Origin of the sequence: Pseudomonas putida (genome assembly GCF_050990305.1) — a bacterium.
Lineage (GTDB): Bacteria > Pseudomonadota > Gammaproteobacteria > Pseudomonadales > Pseudomonadaceae > Aquipseudomonas > Aquipseudomonas putida_AH.
Window position 1 is genome coordinate 770,517 of sequence record NZ_CP158817.1, and the last position, 17,364, is coordinate 787,880.

The window sequence follows — 17,364 nt, forward strand, 5'->3', positions numbered from 1 at the left end:
CATGCAGTACGACACGCTGATTCGCAATGCCCTGATCATCGATGGCAGCAACCAACCCGGTTACCCCGCCGACGTAGCGATTCTCAACGGTCGCATCGAGCGCATCGGTGACCTGAGCGAGGCCAGAGCCGCCGAGGAAATCGACGCGCAGGGCCACGTGTTGGCGCCGGGTTTCATCGACGTGCACACCCACGACGACACGGTGGTGATCCGCCAGCCGCAGATGCTGCCCAAACTCAGCCAGGGCGTGACCACGGTGATCGTCGGCAACTGCGGCATCAGTGCATCGCCTGTGAGCCTGCGCGGTGATCCGCCGGACCCGATGAACCTGCTCGGCACCTCGGCGGCCTTTGCTTATCCGACGTTCAGCGATTACCGCGCCGCTGTCGAGGCGGCGAACACCACCCTGAACGTGGCTGCGCTGGTGGGGCACACCGCGTTGCGCAGCAACCACCTTGATGACCTGTTCCGCACCGCGACACCCGAAGAAATTGCCGCGATGCGCGAGCAACTGCGCGAGAGTCTCGAAGCCGGCGCGCTGGGCTTGTCCACCGGCCTTGCCTACGCCAGTGCGTACTCGGCATCCACCGATGAAGTCATGCAACTGACCGAAGAGCTCACGGCTTTCGGCGCGGTGTACACCACGCATCTGCGCAGCGAATTTGAACCAGTACTGGAGGCCATGGACGAGGCTTACCAGATCGGCCGCCATGCAAAATCCCCGGTGATCATTTCCCACCTCAAATGTGCCGGCGCCGGTAACTGGGGGCGCAGTCCGCAACTGCTGGCATCGCTTGAGCAGGCAGCGAAAACCCATCCGGTGGGCTGCGATTGCTACCCCTACGCCGCCAGTTCCTCGACCCTGGACCTCAAGCAAGTCACCGATGCCCATCGCATTACCATCACCTGGTCTACGCCGCACCCGGAAATGGGCGGTCGCGACCTGATGGACATCGCCGCCGAATGGAACCTGTCGTTGCTCGACGCGGCCCGCCAGCTGCAGCCGGCTGGCGCGGTGTATTACGGGATGGACGAAAACGATGTGCGCCGGATCCTCGCGCACCCACTGTCGATGGTCGGCTCCGATGGCTTGCCGGAAGATCCGTTTCCGCACCCTCGCCTGTGGGGCGCCTTCCCGCGGGTGCTCGGCCATTTCAGCCGCGACGTAGGCCTGTTTCCGCTGCACACCGCCGTGCACAAGATGACCGGGCTCTCGGCGGCGCGGTTCGGCTTGAAGGGCAGGGGTGAGATCCGCGAAGGGCATTGGGCGGACCTGGTGCTGTTCGACCCGGCGACCATTCGCGATGTGGCGGACTTCAACGATCCGCAACGGGCGGCCGAAGGCATCGAAGGTGTGTGGGTCAACGGGGTGCTCAGCTATCGCGACGGACAGGCGAACGGCCGCAGGGAAGGGCGGTTCCTGGCGCGGGAAGGGGATTTGCGCACGGGATTTCAATGACAGAAAAGATCGCAGCCTGCGGCAGCTCCTACATGGGATCACATTCTTCTGTAGGAGCTGCCGAAGGCTGCGATCTTTTGATCTTTGCGTGATGGCACATTGCAATTAAAGAATGCCGCCACCAAGCCGATTCGCTGACACACAGCCCGGCTACACTGCGGGCTATTTCTGTCTGGGAGCAACTTGATGAGCTTCGGCAAAACCACCCCGATCCTGCGGATCTTCGACGAAACCAAAGCGGTTGAATTCTACGTCGACTTCCTTGGATTCAAGATCGACTGGCAGCACCGCTTCGAAGCCAACTTCCCGCTGTACCTGCAAGTCTCCCGTGGCGAGTGCGTGTTGCACCTGTCCGAACACCATGGCGATGCAACACCGGGCTCGGCCCTGCGTATCGAGACCGATGAACTGGAAGCCTTCCAGCAGCAATTGCTGGCCAAGGACTACCCCTTCTCCCGCCCGCAGATCCAGGCCATGCCCTGGGGCAGCCAGGACATGACCATTAGCGATCCGTTTGGCAATCGGTTGGTGTTTACCAATGCGATTAGTGTTTGAGCTTTAGTTCGCCTTCGCGGGCAAGCCTCGCTCCTACAGGTATTGAGTGAACCTGTAGGAGCGAGGCTTGCCCGCGATGGCGTTCTTTCATTCAACGCAGATTGAGCGTCAAACCCGGAAGTGGCTGACCATCATCTGCAACTGATTGCCCAACCGCGCCAGTTCAACACTGGACTTGGCCGTTTCATCGCTGGCCGCTGCGGTTTGTTCTGACACGTCGCGAACGTTGATGATGCTGCGGCTGATTTCTTCGGCCACGGCGCTTTGCTGTTCGGCGGCGGCGGCGATCTGTTGGTTCATCGACTGGATGTTGGACACCGTGCGGGTGATGTTTTCCAGTGAGTCGCCGGCCTTGCGGGTCAGGGCCACGCTGCTGTCGGTGAGGGCGCGGCTGTTGTTCATCACCGCTGCTACCTGTTGCGTGCCGTTTTGCAGGCCGGCCACCAGGCCTTCGATTTCTTCGGTGGATTTCTGCGTGCGCTGGGCCAGGCCACGAACCTCGTCGGCCACCACGGCGAAACCGCGACCCGCTTCACCGGCGCGGGCCGCTTCGATGGCGGCGTTGAGGGCCAGCAGGTTGGTCTGTTCGGCCACGGCCTTGATCACGTCCATCACGCTGCCGATCTTGTCGCTTTCCTGTTGCAGCACGCTCATGGCCTCGGTGGAGCGCGCCACTTCGTTGGCCAGGCGTTCGATCTGGGCGATGGCTTCGTTGACCACCTTGTCACCTTCACGGGCTTCGCCATCGGCAGCGGCGGCCGCTTGCGAGGCCTCTTCGGCGTTGCGCGCAACTTCCTGCACGGTGGCCGTCATTTCGTGCATGGCCGTGGCGACCTGATCGGTCTCGACTTTCTGGCTGTTGACCCCGGCGCTGGTTTGTTCGGTCACCGCCGACAGTTCTTCGGCGGCGCTGGCGATCTGAGTGACGCCGTCGCGGATGCCGCTGATCAAGTCGCGCAGGGTTACGCCCATGCGAGCGATGCCTTGCTGCAACACGCCGAGTTCATCGCGGCGGGTTACATGGACGTTGTGGGACAGGTCGCCACTGGCAATGCGATCGACCACGGCCAGGGTTTCGCGCAAGGGGCCGGTGATCTGACGGGTGATGAGCACGGCGGCGATGATGCCCACCAGCAACGCCAGCAAGGTGCTGACCAGTTGCAGGGTTTGCGCCTTGGCGCTTTCGGCATCGCGTCGATCAAGCTGGATCTGATACAGCTGTTCGCTCAAGGAGACGATGGCGGCACCTTCGTCCGTCATTTCCTTGCGCGCCTCTACCACCACGTTGCTCGCGGTTTTGTAGTCCTGCAAGGCCGCGCGGTAGTTACCCAGGGCGGCTTCCAGTTTCGACAGAGCATCGGGCTGCACATCGGCAAAATGGACGTTGAGTGGCTTCAGGCTAGCGATGGCGGCGTCCAGTTGCGTGACCGCTTTCTGTTCGGTCTCGGCGTTGGTGGTTGCGGTGTAGCCGCGTACTTCATAACGCGCCAGCAGAAACGCTTCCTTGGCTGCGGTGATGGCCTGCAACTGCTCGAAGCGCTCATCGCTCGGTGGCAGCTGTAGAACGCGGGTGTTCAAGGCGTTGATCAGTGAGTTGGCAGTTTCCGCGTTGGCGGTCATGACATCCCGTGCACTGTTGCCGGCGCGATAAGCGCCACGCATTTTGTTCAGGGACGTTTTGTAGGCGTCGATGACGACGCCTTGCTCTTTGAGCAACTTAAGGTTTTCGGGGCTCTTGAACTTCACCAGCAGCGCTTGTTGCTGAGCCGAAAATGCTTCAAGGGTGGTCTGCACGGTCTGGGCGGTGGCTTCGTCGCCGTTGGTCAGCATGTATTGCAGGCGCACCACCCGCAACTTGGTCAGCCCGGCGTTGAGCTGCGTGATGTCGCTCATCCAGTTGCTGCGGTCAATCAGGCTGCCCAGGCTCGTCCAGCCCGTCAGGGCGAGGATGCAGGTCAAAGCCAGAACCAGGCCAAATCCCAGGCCCAGTTTCAGGTTCACGCTGATGTTGCCGAACCAGCTATTCATCAAAATTCCTCCAGGAACGTGGTGCTTCTCGATCGTCGGTTGGCTGGAAGATTGTTGTTTTTGGTGCCAGCAAGGTGTGTAGAAGGTCTGTATCGGCCGCAACGCCAAGAGCTGAAGATCAAAAGATCGCAGCCTGCAGGGAAATGGGATCCCCTGTAGGAGCTGCCGCAGGCTGCGATCTTTTAAGCTTTTTTTCACAAACGTTTCACTGCCTGCCCACGCCTGCCTCTCTACCCTCCTGGCATCAAATGAAGGGGTGCATGCCGGCGAGGCGGCTTAATGTGGAATTGAGACTGAGTCTTTTCGGTGTAAGCCGCTCGATTGACCTCAATGGTTTGGTCCGTTATCGCAATGCTGCCGTGGTGCTGGCCTCGGCGCTGCTGGTGATCCCGTTGACGGTGTTCTTGCTGCAACCCGCCGCCGTGCCGGACCTGGCCCATGGCAACACCGCTGGCGCACTGGCGCTGCAGACGGCCTGGTCCAAGGGCGATGTGATCGCACTGGTGCGGCATGTCGAGCGCTGCGATCACTCCAGCGCCCCTTGCCTGATTGGCAACGACGGGATTACCGAACGCTCGCGCAGCGTTGCGGTGGCCGTCGGCGCACAGTTCAAACAGATGGGGCTGGACAAGGCCGACATCTATAACAGCCCGATGATGCGCACGGCGCAAACCGCCGGATTCATGTTCAACAAGGTCGGTACGGGCGACGAGTGGTTGATCAACTGCAAGGGCACCATGCTGCGTGACGCACTGGCGCATAAGGTGGCCGGGCGCAACCTGATCCTGGTGACCCACAGTGAATGCATGTCGCAACTGGAAAAAGACCTGAAGTTGCCGGATTCGACCCTGGGTTACGGCGCTTCACTGTTTATCACCGCCGAAACCCTCAAGGAACCGCGTATGCTGGGCTTCATTGAAGCCTCGGACTGGCAGTCGGTGAGCTCCAAATAAACTCAAACCCTGGATCAGGAAACACAATGCCGACGCGTTCCCGTGCCCGCTTTTACTGTATGAATTTTGGAATACCGCTGGCCTGTGCGGTCGCGGTGTTTTTGATGTTCGACATGACCAATATCGACGTCGCTTTCAGCAACCTGCTATTCGATCCGCTGACCCAGACGTTCCCGCTGGACCAGATTCACTTCTTCGAGAAGCTGACGCACAAGTGGGCGCGGATCATTCCGAACTGGACGGCTGAAATTGCGCTGATTGGTGCCGTGCTGTCGTTCGTATGGCCGCTGGTCAACCCGCAAAAGCGTCCTGGGCTCGGTGGGTTTCTCGAGCGCAGCAAGGTCGCGCCCGTGTTGCAGTTTGCAGCCGCTCATCGTCGGGATTTTCTGTTTGTGGTCATCGCGTTTGCGCTGTGTACAGGCGTGATCCATTTTCTCAAGTCCCACACCAGCGTGTACTGCCCGGTCGAGACCACGCTGTACGGCGGAAAAATGGCCCATATCGAGTGGTACAACAATTTCAAGTTGTTCCAGGAAGCGGGTGATGGCCGCTGCTGGCCGGGCGGACATGCGTCGGGTGGCTTCACCATGATGGCGTTGTACTTTGTGGCTCGTCGCTACCGCTGGCGGTTTTCCAGCGCGGTGCTCTACGGCTCGCTGTTGCTGGGGTTCGTCTACGGCACGACCCGGGTTCTGCAAGGCTGGCACTACATGTCTCACACCTTGTGGTCCGGTATCTTTGTGTGGCTGACCTGTTTGCTGACGGCGCTGGCGTTTTATGGATGGGCACGGCTGGATCAGCCTGTGTTGAACAAGCATGAAAAAGCGCGAGTGGTGGCAGAGGCTGAGCCTGTGAACTGAAGGCGTGGTTGAACGGCGAAACCCGCTTCCTGAGTCAGGGGCGGGTTTTTTGTTGTCCGGGATAAAGCGTTCGCAAGCAGGCTCGCTCCTATCCCTGGGGGTCAATGTTATCCAACGCCCGGTTGACCGCCAGTTCCGCCAGCATGACGATCTGCGCAATGGCCAGCGCCGTGTTGCGCTGCGGGCCGTTGAGGTAGGTGGCGAAGTCGTTGAGCATGACGTTGGCTGAAGCCAGTGACTCGCAGGCATGGGCGAGGAGGTTTTCGGTGCTGATGTCGGGCAGGACGGTGAAAAAGGTGGTGGGGCTGTAGGGTCTTTCGGTGCAAGGGGGGTCAGGAATTAGCTTATCCATCTTTGTTCTCCACTCGGTTGCAGAGCCACCATTCGCCGATCTCACCTGGCGAGATGGGTGGCAGCTATGTGCGGAGTGAGATCACCGGGAGTAGGAAACCGGCCAGACCGAAGCCTGCCCGCACACAGCCGCCATAAAGCATTGCGGACAGCGGATAGCTGGCGGCAATTATGGTGGTACTGGTACTGGATTCATACTCCCGAGATCTCACACCCGGTCACTGAATTTTTCAGCGACCGCCAGAGACTATTCAGCCCGTTTCCGACCGACAACCTGAAACACCTGTGGGATCTTTCCCCTTGTTTCGCGTCCTTGTAGGACGCCTATCCCAACTGTCGCGACCATTGTCGATCCGGGTCTTCCCAAACCTTGCTCACCAGGGCCGTCAGCACATGGTCCTGCCAGCGCCCGGCAATGTTCAGATAGTTCCTGGCATATCCTTCGCGCTCGAAGCCCAAACGCTCCAACAACCGCGCACTGCGCTCGTTACCCGGAATGTAGTTGGCCATGATCCGGTGCAGGTTCATGGTTTCGAACATGTAGCCAATACCCGCTTCAAGCGCTTCTTGCATCAAGCCCTGGCCCTGACGTGACTCGCAAATGTGGTAGCCCAGATAACAGGCCTGGAATGCCCCGCGCACGATACCGCTGAAATTGCAGGCGCCGATCATCTGCCCGTCGTCGCGATCCAGCAGGGCGAAATGCACCGCATACCCCTCATCGAACGCCATGGCCTGTTGTGCCAGGCGCGAACGGATTCTTTCTGGGCTGTAGTAGTCGTCTGAACGGACCGGTGACCAAGGCGCCAGGTGCGCCTGGTTGCGTCGATAAAAGTCGCTCTCCAGCGCCGCTTGGCTGGGGCTCAGGATCGCCAGGGTCAGGCGTTTGCAGGGCAGGGTGAGGATCGTCATCTGGCGCTCCGGGGCGCATTGCCCCATTGGTGGAGTGAATGACGAGCAATCTACAGGCAAAAAAAAGCCCGCGGGAGGGCGGGCAAACCGTAGTTTCTTGAATGAGCGAGGGAAATGTACAGGTGCCGGGATTAAGGTGGGGTGAAGAAATGTTCATGTATGGGGCGATGGGCGGCACGCTGATGGTCATCAGTGCCTACCTGCTGACTTTTCAGGGCGCGCGCGGCCGATTTTCGCATCGGCCCAATACCCTGTAGGAGCGAGCCGGCTCGCGATGGTCGTGAACGATAACGCGTAAAATCGGAGGCTGCGCGGTGCCCTCAAGTTTTTCGCGAGCAGGGCTCGCTCCTACACAAAGCACTGCGCCGATCTTCATGGAGCTGCGACCATGATCGTGAGGGGCGGTAAGTTGCAGCCCGTGCGTGAGTGCTTGATGGTGTCGATTGACTTGAGTGGCTTTCGTTTGAGGTGAGGCACTTTGGCGGGCGCGAGTGCATGGAGAATCGCGGGCAACAAAAAAGCCGTAAAGCGTTGGCTTTACGGCTTTTTTCGGGTTTGGTGGGCCGGGGTAATCTGAACTGATTATCTAAGTTATTGATTTTAAATTATAAATGTCGGTTAAAAAATTCTTTGGAATACCATTTGGAATACCAAGGCTTTGGGCTTGCGGTGCAGAGGCAAGGAGGGTGTCTAAGGTTTACTAGCCACCTTTCAGCCTGCCTGTGAAGTACATGCCATCCTCAGACTCCGTCGTTATCAGAATCTCCAAGATTTGAGCTCGTTTCAGCTCGTGCTTTTTTGCCAGCGTATCGAGTAGCTCGATCGCGGTTTTCGATAGCATGACATTAACCTGCTTCTTGTCTGCTGTGCGTTCGTCGAACTGCTTACGGTTCCATCGTTTCTTGATCGACTGGATGATGGCTTTCAGCTCATTGCGGCCGAGCTCTGCTTCATCAAAGTACATGAGCAGCTCTTTGTAATTGTTGATAGGGCTCTGGCTTTTAAATATGGATACATGGTGCTTCTCTAGCCACTCCCAAGCGCATTTGCAGCGTTTGAGGCCATCCTTTTTGTCTTCGAACCACTCGAAAGTTTTGTCGCCAGCCTTGTGTCTAAGCCAACGATTGCGAAGGCGCTCGATTTCGTCTGTTTTTTTTGCGATATCCACATCCCAGAGATCAAGGATGGCGATGAGATGATTCCTACCATTGAGTCGTACCAGTCCGTTAGGCAGTCCCTGAGTAGGTCTCAACTCAGTGAGGTCTTCAATCCTGCGAAGTAGCCATCGATGCTGCCGCTCATCTTCCTCAATCCACTTGAGATAGTCATGCGGGACCAGCGATCGGTCCTTTTTTGACGCTATGAATTTAAGGTTTTCGGTCTTGCGTTTCAGAAATCTTGCGATCTCGTCCCGCATGGTCGAGCCATTACATGTACTAGCGTCAAACCTAGCCCGCTTATGTTGGTTCAGGTACAGCCATAGCCAGATGTCATGACGAGTGTTTTGTCGTGGTTCCTTGAGTAGCTGGCTCAGCTCGTCAAGCCCGCTATCGTCAACGATAAAAGTCTCATCCATAGTCGCACTCTATCAATTTTAAAATACTAATATTATTAATTGGGTGTAATTCTAGTAGGATTCTATGCGTGTTCTATGGGCGTTCTACATGGAATCTATTGCTGATTAATTGGCATTATATGTTTATTCTAGGAATATTCTAGAATATTTTTTTTAATATGGTCAGTAAATATGGGCTCTGTAGCCATAGGTTGTTGGTTTTTTAGCCGTTCCTAGTATTTTCACCGTGTGAATCGATCCGGACGTTCAAGGCTGCCATGGCGTCAGTGACGTGTTTGTCGCGTTCCCTGGAGTTGGTGGTGCATATGGCGTTAAACGTCCATTAGTAAAAACGGGGCCTTGTGGGTGCTGATATCGAGTGGCGGCGAGATTGTCAGGACATGCTGCTGGTGCAAATAGGTTGCGCATGTCAATTTCGACAAAGCGCGAGTGCACAGCGTGCGCAGTTGTTTCGAACGACTGACCGAGAATGCTTCGAGTCTTTGGAGTGTGGCAAAGGTGGTGGCCGAAGTCGGGCGGGTGCAGAGGTGAGTAATGCTCTGTAAAAGGTCGAATTGAATCGTCGTCGGGCATCTTGGGCAGATATTGGCCAAGCTCCCTAGGTTTGCGTCTCCGCTTGGCTAAGTGGCGTTGGTCAAATCTTGGGTTGATAAGTCTTCAACTGAGCGGCACAGACTATTTCGTTCTGATGGGATTCTCTGCGAAACCTGAGCGGTCAACGTTAAGCAGTAGGCGTGTTGAGTATTTATTTACAGACCTTGCGAATCCTCTGAACGATACGAGAGGAGCCCGTTCATGAGGATCATCCGTCTGAAAGAAGTTATCGACTGCACCGGCCTGGGCCGGTCCACCATCTATAAGTACATTAGTGAAGGAGCTTTCCCAAAACAGGTCTCACTGGGTGATCGGTGCGTTGCCTGGGTGGAAAGTGAAGTTCACGACTGGATCCTGGCTAGGATTGAGGTGCGCGACTTAGCCGAGGGGGATCCGTGTAGGCATCAGGGATGAGCTTTGGATGCCCGTTCCAAGCAGTCTTAATACGTCATGACCGGGGCTTCCCCGGTCATGACGCTTTATGCTGCGTCGGCCGGTTGCCGTGGCGACACCTCAGACAATTCCCGCGGTAGGCTCCTAGCTAAAGTATCGGTATGCGGGGCAATATCGCTTTCCACTGCCCCGCTTCTCTGGGCAGTGCCTTGCTTGGTTAAGCTGGTTTTATTGATATAGCCATATTCAATTAACTACTACATTTCAATAGTCTCAAGCAAGGAGTTGTCTCGGCAGTAAAAAATTACTCAGTGAGTACTTGGTGTGTTCATCACCCAACCAGGTACTCAACGATGCACTCATCCAGCTCTACCACATGCACACGCGTGTCTCAGTCAAAAGCCTCGATCCTGATCGAGCGACTTGTTGAATCTATTGAGCGTACTGACAGACCAGCTTTCGAGATCATCCAATCTCCATCAGGATTCGAACAGGTACATAGGACCAAGCTCTCCAGTTACTTCGACTCCATACAGCAGATGCTTGATCTCTTCTACGATGACGAAGCCTACGTCTACAGCGAGCACCTGCGAGCCTTCTGGCAAGCGTGTCAGGACATTGGCCTAGAGCGTAGTCCTGTAGGTCTGACCTGTCTGAATGAGCAAGGGACGGGATACCTAGATTTCCACCATTCCATGAACGTACTGGTCGCTCGGATTCGTCAGATAATCCGAAGCAAGGAGTTCAAGCGTAAGGAGAATGATCGCCGCTATGAGGCCAGCCAGAAGCAGGCCATGCTTACTGAGTATGTGGGACGGGTGCTTGATCGCTATTCCCGTACGGTTGTGGTGCGTGTGGACCTGCATTATCAAGCGATAGCACAAGCACGTCTGCGTATCGAACATGTGTTCGAGGACCTGGATTTGCTGGTCCGTGCGAGGGAGCGTAATCCGATCTTCAAGCACGAGACGGGCTATATCTGTTCAGTCGAGCAAGGAGAGGACAAGGGGTTCCACATCCATGCAGCCTTCTTCTTCAATGGTGCTGAGGTGCGTAGCGACTTTAATAAAGCTAGGGAGATTGGTGAGTTGTGGGAGCAGATTAGTCGTGGGCGTGGGTACTGCTACCGCTGCAATGATGACAAGGACCGTTACGGCGATGAAGTCGGTATCGGGGTGATCCAGCGTCGAGACATCCAGGCTCGACAAAAGGTCGTCAAGGCCATGCGCTATCTGGCCAAAGACAGCCAGCATCTACGCATCAAGCCTGCAGGGGCGAGAGCCTTTCGCACTGGCCGCGTTCGGCGGGCAACTGCTTGAAAAGTTTACAGGTTGAATACGCGCAGCTGGTTTGGATTCGTTCGAGCGGGTAAGGTTCAGCTAATTTTTTGTAGTACATCGCAGCGAGCAGTTGGCAGTCAGTGCTGACCTCCTGCCCTGCACTCCCCGTATTGCGTCAGCTGGAAGTCGAGACATCCGGCCAGTTCTTCATCAAGGAAGTATTCATGTCGATCAATCAAACTGAGCTCTATGACGCGCTGCAAGGGTTGACCCAGCATATGGATGTGAGGTCTGAGTTCATCTATGGACTCCTGGATGCCTATGGCTTCGCAAAGAGCACGATCACTCAGCTAAGAAATGGCGGCGCCCGTAACGTGGCTAAGCTCGCTGGTGATGTCGCACTGAAAGGTCAACTTTATTTTCACCCTGTTCAAGCCGGTGAGGATCTCCACGAAGTCGCGGAGCGCCTCAGGGGTTCTGATGCGGTAAAGACGCAGAAGATCCGTTTTGTGATTGCGACCGACTTCGAGGAGCTGGTTGCTTATGACCTGAAGGCGGATGAGCGCTTGGAAACCGCATTCACCGAACTCCATCAGCAGTACAGTTTTTTCTTGCCGCTCGCGGGCTTGGAGAAGAGTTACATTCACAGCGAAAGCGTGGCGGACGTAAAAGCCGCGGAGAAGATGGGGCGGCTGTTTGACTTGATCCGTGAGCGTAACCAGATCACTACCGCTGAGGACGTGCATAGCCTCAACGTCTTCCTGACTCGCCTGTTGTTCTGCTTCTTTGCTGAAGATACCGAAATTTTTCTCAAGCATCAGTTCACCGATGCGATCAAGTCCACGACTCGTGAAGATGGTGAGGACGTTTCGGAGTTTCTTGGCAAGCTGTTCGCGGTTCTGAACGCTACTGAAACAGGTGCCCTGCGCCAGTCGATGCCTGCGCACCTGAAAGCTTTCCCGTATGTAAACGGCGGTTTGTTCGAGCAGCAGATGACAATCCCCTCATTCGGGGCTAAATCTCGGCGTTTGCTGTTGGAGTGCGGAACTCTGGACTGGTCGCAGATCAATCCGGACATATTTGGTTCCATGTTCCAGGCGGTGATCGACGAAGAGCAGCGCAGTACCATGGGCCAGCACTATACCTCCGTGAGTAACATCATGAAGGTCATCCAGCCATTGTTCCTAGACAAGCTATATGCGGAGTTAGATCTTTCGCGCGGTAGTGAGAAAAAGCTGCAGGCATTGCTGGAGCGTGTTGCTCAAATCAAGATTTTCGACCCTGCCTGTGGCTCGGGTAACTTTCTTATTATCGCCTACAAGGAGTTGCGCCGCTTCGAGATGGAGGTCTTCCGTGCGCTGAATGACTTCAGTAAACAGCGTGTGATGTTCATGAGCGGCATCAAATTGTCGCAATTCTACGGCATCGAAATTGACGACTTCGCTCATGAGATTGCTTTGCTGTCGTTGTGGCTTGTTGAGCATCAGATGCACACTGAGTTCAAAGTGGCCTTTGGTCACGCGGAACCGATGTTGCCGCTGAAGGCGAGCGGCAGTATTGTCCATGGAAACAGCCTGCGCCTTGAGTGGAATCGTATTTGCCCTAATACGGCCAATGACGAGGTGTATGTGATCGGGAATCCGCCGTTCGTTGCATCTGGTAAAGATCGCTCCAAAGAGCAAGATGATGATATGGCCCTGACTTTCCAAGGGTTTGACAGCTACAAGGACCTTGATTTAGTAGCTTGTTGGTTCTGGAAGGGCGCACAGTACATTAATGGCACTCGATCTGAATTGGCCTTGGTATCCACCAACTCAATCTGCCAAGGCGAGCAGGTAGCAATGCTTTGGCCAGGTATCCTTAATCTCGGCCTGAATATCAGCTTCGCTTACCAACCATTCAAGTGGAAAAATAGTGCCAAGAAAAACGCAGCCGTCCATGTCGTGATTGTTGGGCTGTCTACAAATCCCTCGAGTCGAGTGATTTTTAAAAGCATTGGGAATGAATGGCACGCTCAGACCGTTTCCAATATCAGCCCATACTTGCTGGAAGGAGGCAACACCGTCGCTTATGGACGACGCAAACCAATCGCCCAAGTCACTCCTTTTGCCAACGGAAGTATTGCCGCCGATGGTGGGCACCTTATCTTAGATGCTGCTGAGCGTGAGCAGCTTATTGCCTCTGAACCGGCTTCTGCTAAATGGATTAAGCACTATCGTGGGGCAGACGATCTTCTTTCCGGAATTACTCGATATTGCTTGTGGTTGGCTGATTGCACACTCGATGAACTGAACTGTATGCCCGAGGTAACAAAGCGTGTTCAGCGTGTGAAAGGTACTCGACTCCTCAGTCCGAAGGAACAGACGAAAAAAAAGGCGAATACCCCTCATTTATTCACAGAAAACCGCCAGCCCCGAGTAGGTAATTATCTGGCCATCCCCAGAACATCCTCGGAGAACCGAATGTATGTTCCCATTGGCTATGTAGACAGTTCTGTTATAGCTAACAACGACTTGCAAATTATCCCTAATGCGACTCTCTACGAGTTTGGCGTACTTACTTCAACCATGCACAATGACTGGATACGTGTTGTGGCTGGGCGTATGAAAAGCGATTATCGCTATTCCGCCTCATTGGTCTACAACACTTTCCCATGGCCCGAAGCCTCCGAAGCTCAGCGCACGCAAATCGAAGCTCTAGCTGAAGAAGTACTGATGGTTAGGGAGCACTATCCGGACAAATCGCTGGCTGACCTGTACGACCTTAGCTGCATGCCAGATAGCCTCACATCCGCCCACAAGGCGCTGGATACGGCGGTTGAACGTCTGTATCGATCCCGACCGTTCCGTGACATCTCTGAACGCCTAGATCACCTGTTTGACCGTTATGAGACGCTGATTGAGCAGGAGCGTCAGCTGCTGGCTGCTCAAGCTGCGACCAAGAAAATCCGTAAGCCCCGTGCATCCAAGACTGCCGCCTAGTAACTGGAAAGGACTCAAGAATATGGTTGATTTGTTGAAGGTGGAGTACGCCCAAACGGGCAAGAGCGCGAACCTGAATGAGATGGGGATGCGCGAGATGCAGGCTCGGGCCTTCGCTTCGCGCACCAGTCAGTACCTGTTGTTAAAGGCCCCCCCAGCTAGCGGCAAATCCCGCGCCCTAATGTTTCTGGGGCTCGACAAGTTGGTGAGCCAGGGACTGCGTAAGGTCATTGTCGCGGTGCCGGAGATGTCCATCGGTGCTTCGTTTCGCGACACTATGCTGACCGATCATGGTTTCTTTGCGGACTGGTTGGTGCTGCCGTCGAACAACCTGTGCTTGCCAGGTGGTGAGGGCTCTAAAGTTGAATCGTTCCGTCGCTTTATGCAAGCACCTGATGAGCAGATCTTGGTTTGCACGCACGCGACCCTGCGCTTTGCCTTCGAGAAGCTGACCCCGGCTGATTTCAACGACACTCTGGTGGCGATTGACGAGTTCCACCACGTCTCCGTCGATGGCGATAACCGCCTGGGAGCGCTGATTGACTCCCTGATGAAGCAGTCCAATGCACACATCGTTGCGATGACCGGCTCTTACTTCCGTGGCGACACGGTGCCGATCCTACTGCCGGAAGATGAGGTGCAGTTCAACAAGGTGACGTACACCTATTACGAGCAACTTAACGGCTATCGTTACCTGAAGTCACTGGGCATTGGTTACCACTTCTACCAAGGGCGCTTCATCGATGCACTTAAGGACGTGCTGGATAGTCGCAAGAAGACCATCATCCATATTCCGAACGTCAACAGCGGTGAGTCCACGAAGGACAAGCACGGAGAGGTCGATCATATTCTCGATGTGATGGGGACTGTGCAGCAGCAAGATCCGAACACTGGGATTATCACCGTTAAACGCCCTGATGGGTCGCAGATGAAGGTGGCCAACCTGGTTGATGACGGCCCGATACGCCCCTTGGTTGTCGAATATCTACGCAACATCAAGAAGGCGGATGACCTGGACGCTGTGATCGCCCTTGGCATGGCGAAGGAAGGTTTCGACTGGCCCTGGTGCGAGCATGTTCTGACCATCGGTTATCGAAGCTCGATGACAGAAATTGTGCAGATCATCGGCCGTGCCACCCGCGACTCTGAGGGTAAAGCCCACGCTCAGTTTACTAACCTGATCGCTCAGCCTGACGCTGAGGATGAGGACGTGAAAGTGTCGGTAAACAACATGCTCAAGGCGATCACTTTGTCGCTTCTGATGGAGCAGGTGCTAGCCCCGACTGTTACCTTTAAACCACGCTCGCAGATGAAAGAGGGCGAGAGGGTTGAGCCAGGCACAATCATCATCAATGACGTAACTGCCCCTGTCTCCGATAAGGTCATCAAGATTTTGAATGGCGACAGCGACGACATTATTGCCACGCTGATTCAGAAACCTGAGGTTGGGAAGTCATTGGTAGGTGGTGGGGTTGAACCTGAGGTCATCAATGAGAACGAGCTACCCAAAATTATTGAGACGAAATACCCCGACCTGACCCCTGAGGAGGTCGAACAGGTACGCGAAGGGGTCCTGACCAAAGTATTGATCGGTACTTCTGGTGGACTGTTTGATGAGGCAGACCTCCCTCCGGATGCGGTGATTATTGAGTGCGGCAGTACGGCTGATGGCGCATGCTATCCGATAGAGGGGGCTCGTGGTGAGTACGGCACACAGCCGATCCCTCAGCCTTCCAATCTACCGGAAGGAAGTCGGCAGTTTGTGAAAATGGGCGATAAGTTCATCAACATCGAAAACTTAACTATCGACTTGATTGATCAGGTCAACCCGTTCCACGGCGCTTACGAAATCCTGTCGAAATCCGTGACTCCCGCGATGCTCAAGACAATTCAGGGTGTAGTTGCGGCAGGCCGTATCAACATGACCGAAGAGGAAGCGGTGATCCTCTGGCCGCGCATAGTGGCATTTCGTCAAGAGAAAGGACGCGAGCCATCTCTAGTCTCAACTGACCCTATTGAGGTGCGTTATGCCGAGGGGCTGGAGTACATCAAGAAGCGTAAGCGCGAAAAACTCCAGCAACAGCAAGCGGTGTGATTGAGGGCAATGAAATGATCCTTCAGGGTAAAAAACGCCGCGAGTTAAGTTCGCTGGATGAGATTTTTGGCGCGTCGGATGATTTTGGTCTACTCAACGTCAAACCACGATCTGTTGCGCCCGGTAAATATGACCTGATGGCTTCTCGGTTTGAAGAGGTCAACCAGTTCATTGATCAGCATGTTCACCTGCCGTCCGAACACGGTGAAAGCCTGTCTGAACGGCAAATGGCGAAGCGCTTGAGGGCGATCGTCGAGGGTGGCGATCACGCCACTCTAGCTGCCCTAGATCGGCACAATGTACTGGCCGGACGTGAGCTGGCCAAAATCGTCACGTCCTCACCGCCTGTCCCCCCCGAGGATGTGATGAGCATCGACGATATATTGGATGGTGATGACTTGGGGCTGCTCGATTTAGGTGATATGAGTATCCTCGACATCAAGCACGTGCCGTCTGAAAGGGATATGCCGGATGAGGTAGCACAACGCACAAAGTGCGAGGACTACTGGCAGTTTGAGACGATCTTCAAAAACCTGCATGCCGACCTCAAAAGCGGCAAGGCAGAGTCCGTGCGCTTTGCTGAGAACTGGCAGATTACGGTAGGCAATGCCTTCATCCTCAATGGTGTCATCTGCTTTGTGGATGAGGTTGGCGATGAGCACGGGCGTGGTGAGCATAAAGATGCACGGTTGCGGCTGATCTTCGAGAACGGAACGGAGTCGAACATGCTGCGCCGTTCTCTTGGTCGGGCGCTCTACATGGAGGAAACAGGCCGTCGCATACTGCGTGATCGAGACGATACGTTGGCTGAGGCCTTCCAAGATATTCGCCTGACCCATCGTGACCAGCGCACCGGGGTCATCTATATCGTCAAGTCTATGAGCAACAATCCAGCTCTGGCGCAGTTTCCGCACCTGTACAAAATCGGTTACACCGAACTTACGGTAGATCAGCGGATTCGTAATGCAGAGCGTGATATAGCCTTCCTGGAGGGGCCAGTACAGAAGGTGACAGAGTTCGAGTGTTACAACATGAACCCGCAACGGTTCGAGTCCCTCGTTCACGGCTTCCTGGCAGTTCAACGACTCAACGTGGATTTGGTCGGAAAGGACGGGAAGTACTATCGCCCACGTGAGTGGTTCGCTGTCTCGTTAGAGGTGGCAAGGGAAGTGATAAGCCGAATCATTGATGGGACAATCACACAGTTCCGGATGGACAATACGACAGGGCAAATGGTCAAAAAGAATCGTCAGCTGTCTTGAAGGGGCAGTTGCCGTCGAAAGCCGTTCGGGACATTGCGGGCGCCATGAGCGGCCACACCAACATG

At 55.2% G+C, this 17,364-nt stretch carries 13 protein-coding genes and 1 pseudogene; 9 read left to right on the top strand and 5 right to left on the bottom strand.

What is annotated here, in order from left to right; all coding sequences use genetic code 11:
* The first annotated feature begins 1 nt into the window (after position 1).
* On the top strand, positions 2-1,459 hold the full coding sequence (locus tag ABTV22_RS03445; protein ID WP_433738572.1) for an N-acyl-D-amino-acid deacylase family protein: 1,458 nt from the start codon (positions 2-4) through the stop codon (positions 1,457-1,459).
* Positions 1,460-1,645: 186 nt separating this feature from the next.
* Positions 1,646-2,014: a glyoxalase superfamily protein gene (locus ABTV22_RS03450; RefSeq protein WP_433738573.1), complete on the top strand. Its 369-nt coding sequence runs from the start codon at positions 1,646-1,648 to the stop codon at positions 2,012-2,014.
* 108 nt (positions 2,015-2,122) lie between these two features.
* On the opposite strand, the gene ABTV22_RS03455 is transcribed toward ABTV22_RS03450, so the two are convergent.
* The gene (locus ABTV22_RS03455) at positions 2,123-2,986 is read right to left on the bottom strand and encodes a methyl-accepting chemotaxis protein (RefSeq protein WP_433741285.1); all 864 of its coding nucleotides are present in this window, start codon (positions 2,984-2,986) and stop codon (positions 2,123-2,125) included.
* Positions 2,987-3,028: 42 nt separating this feature from the next.
* Positions 3,029-4,042 (bottom strand): annotated as a pseudogene (locus tag ABTV22_RS03460) (methyl-accepting chemotaxis protein); the annotation flags it as partial.
* Between the two features lie 281 nt (positions 4,043-4,323).
* Here ABTV22_RS03460 and ABTV22_RS03465 point away from each other — a divergent pair.
* Together ABTV22_RS03465 and ABTV22_RS03470 are read left to right on the top strand one after the other, a co-directional pair.
* Positions 4,324-4,995, top strand: a complete 672-nt coding sequence (locus tag ABTV22_RS03465) for a histidine phosphatase family protein (RefSeq protein ID WP_433738574.1) — start codon at positions 4,324-4,326, stop codon at positions 4,993-4,995.
* Positions 4,996-5,021: 26 nt separating this feature from the next.
* Positions 5,022-5,855 (top strand): phosphatase PAP2 family protein, encoded by an 834-nt coding sequence (locus ABTV22_RS03470; RefSeq protein ID WP_433738575.1) that lies wholly within the window; start codon positions 5,022-5,024, stop codon positions 5,853-5,855.
* A gap of 88 nt (positions 5,856-5,943) precedes the next feature.
* Here the strand turns inward: ABTV22_RS03470 and ABTV22_RS03475 are convergent, their stop codons facing one another.
* From ABTV22_RS03475 to ABTV22_RS03485, 3 genes are all read right to left on the bottom strand, one after another.
* Positions 5,944-6,207: a DUF6124 family protein gene (locus tag ABTV22_RS03475; protein WP_433738576.1), complete on the bottom strand. Its 264-nt coding sequence runs from the start codon at positions 6,205-6,207 to the stop codon at positions 5,944-5,946.
* A 323-nt stretch (positions 6,208-6,530) separates the two neighbouring features.
* The gene (rimJ, locus tag ABTV22_RS03480; RefSeq protein WP_433738577.1) at positions 6,531-7,118 is read right to left on the bottom strand and encodes a ribosomal protein S5-alanine N-acetyltransferase; all 588 of its coding nucleotides are present in this window, start codon (positions 7,116-7,118) and stop codon (positions 6,531-6,533) included.
* A 700-nt stretch (positions 7,119-7,818) separates the two neighbouring features.
* Positions 7,819-8,694, bottom strand: coding sequence for a hypothetical protein (locus ABTV22_RS03485; RefSeq protein WP_433738578.1), 876 nt, complete (start codon positions 8,692-8,694; stop codon positions 7,819-7,821).
* Between the two features lie 795 nt (positions 8,695-9,489).
* On the opposite strand from ABTV22_RS03485, the gene ABTV22_RS03490 reads away from it, so the two are divergent.
* The 5 genes from ABTV22_RS03490 to ABTV22_RS03510 all read left to right on the top strand — a co-directional run bounded on the left by ABTV22_RS03490 (position 9,490) and on the right by ABTV22_RS03510 (position 17,299).
* Entirely contained in the window at positions 9,490-9,702 is a 213-nt protein-coding gene (locus ABTV22_RS03490) for a helix-turn-helix transcriptional regulator (RefSeq protein WP_433738579.1), read from the top strand.
* Positions 9,703-10,067: 365 nt separating this feature from the next.
* Positions 10,068-11,000 (top strand): YagK/YfjJ domain-containing protein, encoded by a 933-nt coding sequence (locus ABTV22_RS03495; RefSeq protein ID WP_433738580.1) that lies wholly within the window; start codon positions 10,068-10,070, stop codon positions 10,998-11,000.
* Between the two features lie 185 nt (positions 11,001-11,185).
* The gene (locus tag ABTV22_RS03500; protein WP_433738581.1) at positions 11,186-13,942 is read left to right on the top strand and encodes a class I SAM-dependent DNA methyltransferase; all 2,757 of its coding nucleotides are present in this window, start codon (positions 11,186-11,188) and stop codon (positions 13,940-13,942) included.
* Positions 13,943-13,964: 22 nt separating this feature from the next.
* Positions 13,965-16,037 carry a DEAD/DEAH box helicase gene (locus ABTV22_RS03505; protein ID WP_433738582.1) on the top strand — a complete coding sequence of 691 codons (2,073 nt, stop codon included), beginning with the start codon at positions 13,965-13,967 and terminating at the stop codon, positions 16,035-16,037.
* Entirely contained in the window at positions 16,034-17,299 is a 1,266-nt protein-coding gene (locus ABTV22_RS03510) for a GIY-YIG nuclease family protein (RefSeq protein WP_433738583.1), read from the top strand. Before ABTV22_RS03505 ends, ABTV22_RS03510 begins: the two co-directional genes overlap by 4 nt.
* Positions 17,300-17,364 lie beyond the last annotated feature (65 nt).

What these genes read in the sequence shown, in the direction of transcription:
- ABTV22_RS03490 (WP_433738579.1), top strand. Translation starts at nt 9,490, where the DNA reads ATGAGGATCATCCGTCTGAAAGAAGTTATCGACTGCACCGGCCTGGGC.
- ABTV22_RS03450 (WP_433738573.1), top strand. Translation starts at nt 1,646, where the DNA reads ATGAGCTTCGGCAAAACCACCCCGATCCTGCGGATCTTCGACGAAACC.
- ABTV22_RS03500 (WP_433738581.1), top strand. Translation starts at nt 11,186, where the DNA reads ATGTCGATCAATCAAACTGAGCTCTATGACGCGCTGCAAGGGTTGACC.
- ABTV22_RS03455 (WP_433741285.1), bottom strand. Translation starts at nt 2,986, where the DNA reads ATGGGCGTAACCCTGCGCGACTTGATCAGCGGCATCCGCGACGGCGTC.
- ABTV22_RS03475 (WP_433738576.1), bottom strand. Translation starts at nt 6,207, where the DNA reads ATGGATAAGCTAATTCCTGACCCCCCTTGCACCGAAAGACCCTACAGC.
- ABTV22_RS03445 (WP_433738572.1), top strand. Translation starts at nt 2, where the DNA reads ATGCAGTACGACACGCTGATTCGCAATGCCCTGATCATCGATGGCAGC.
- rimJ (WP_433738577.1), bottom strand. Translation starts at nt 7,118, where the DNA reads ATGACGATCCTCACCCTGCCCTGCAAACGCCTGACCCTGGCGATCCTG.
- ABTV22_RS03505 (WP_433738582.1), top strand. Translation starts at nt 13,965, where the DNA reads ATGGTTGATTTGTTGAAGGTGGAGTACGCCCAAACGGGCAAGAGCGCG.
- ABTV22_RS03470 (WP_433738575.1), top strand. Translation starts at nt 5,022, where the DNA reads ATGCCGACGCGTTCCCGTGCCCGCTTTTACTGTATGAATTTTGGAATA.
- ABTV22_RS03485 (WP_433738578.1), bottom strand. Translation starts at nt 8,694, where the DNA reads ATGGATGAGACTTTTATCGTTGACGATAGCGGGCTTGACGAGCTGAGC.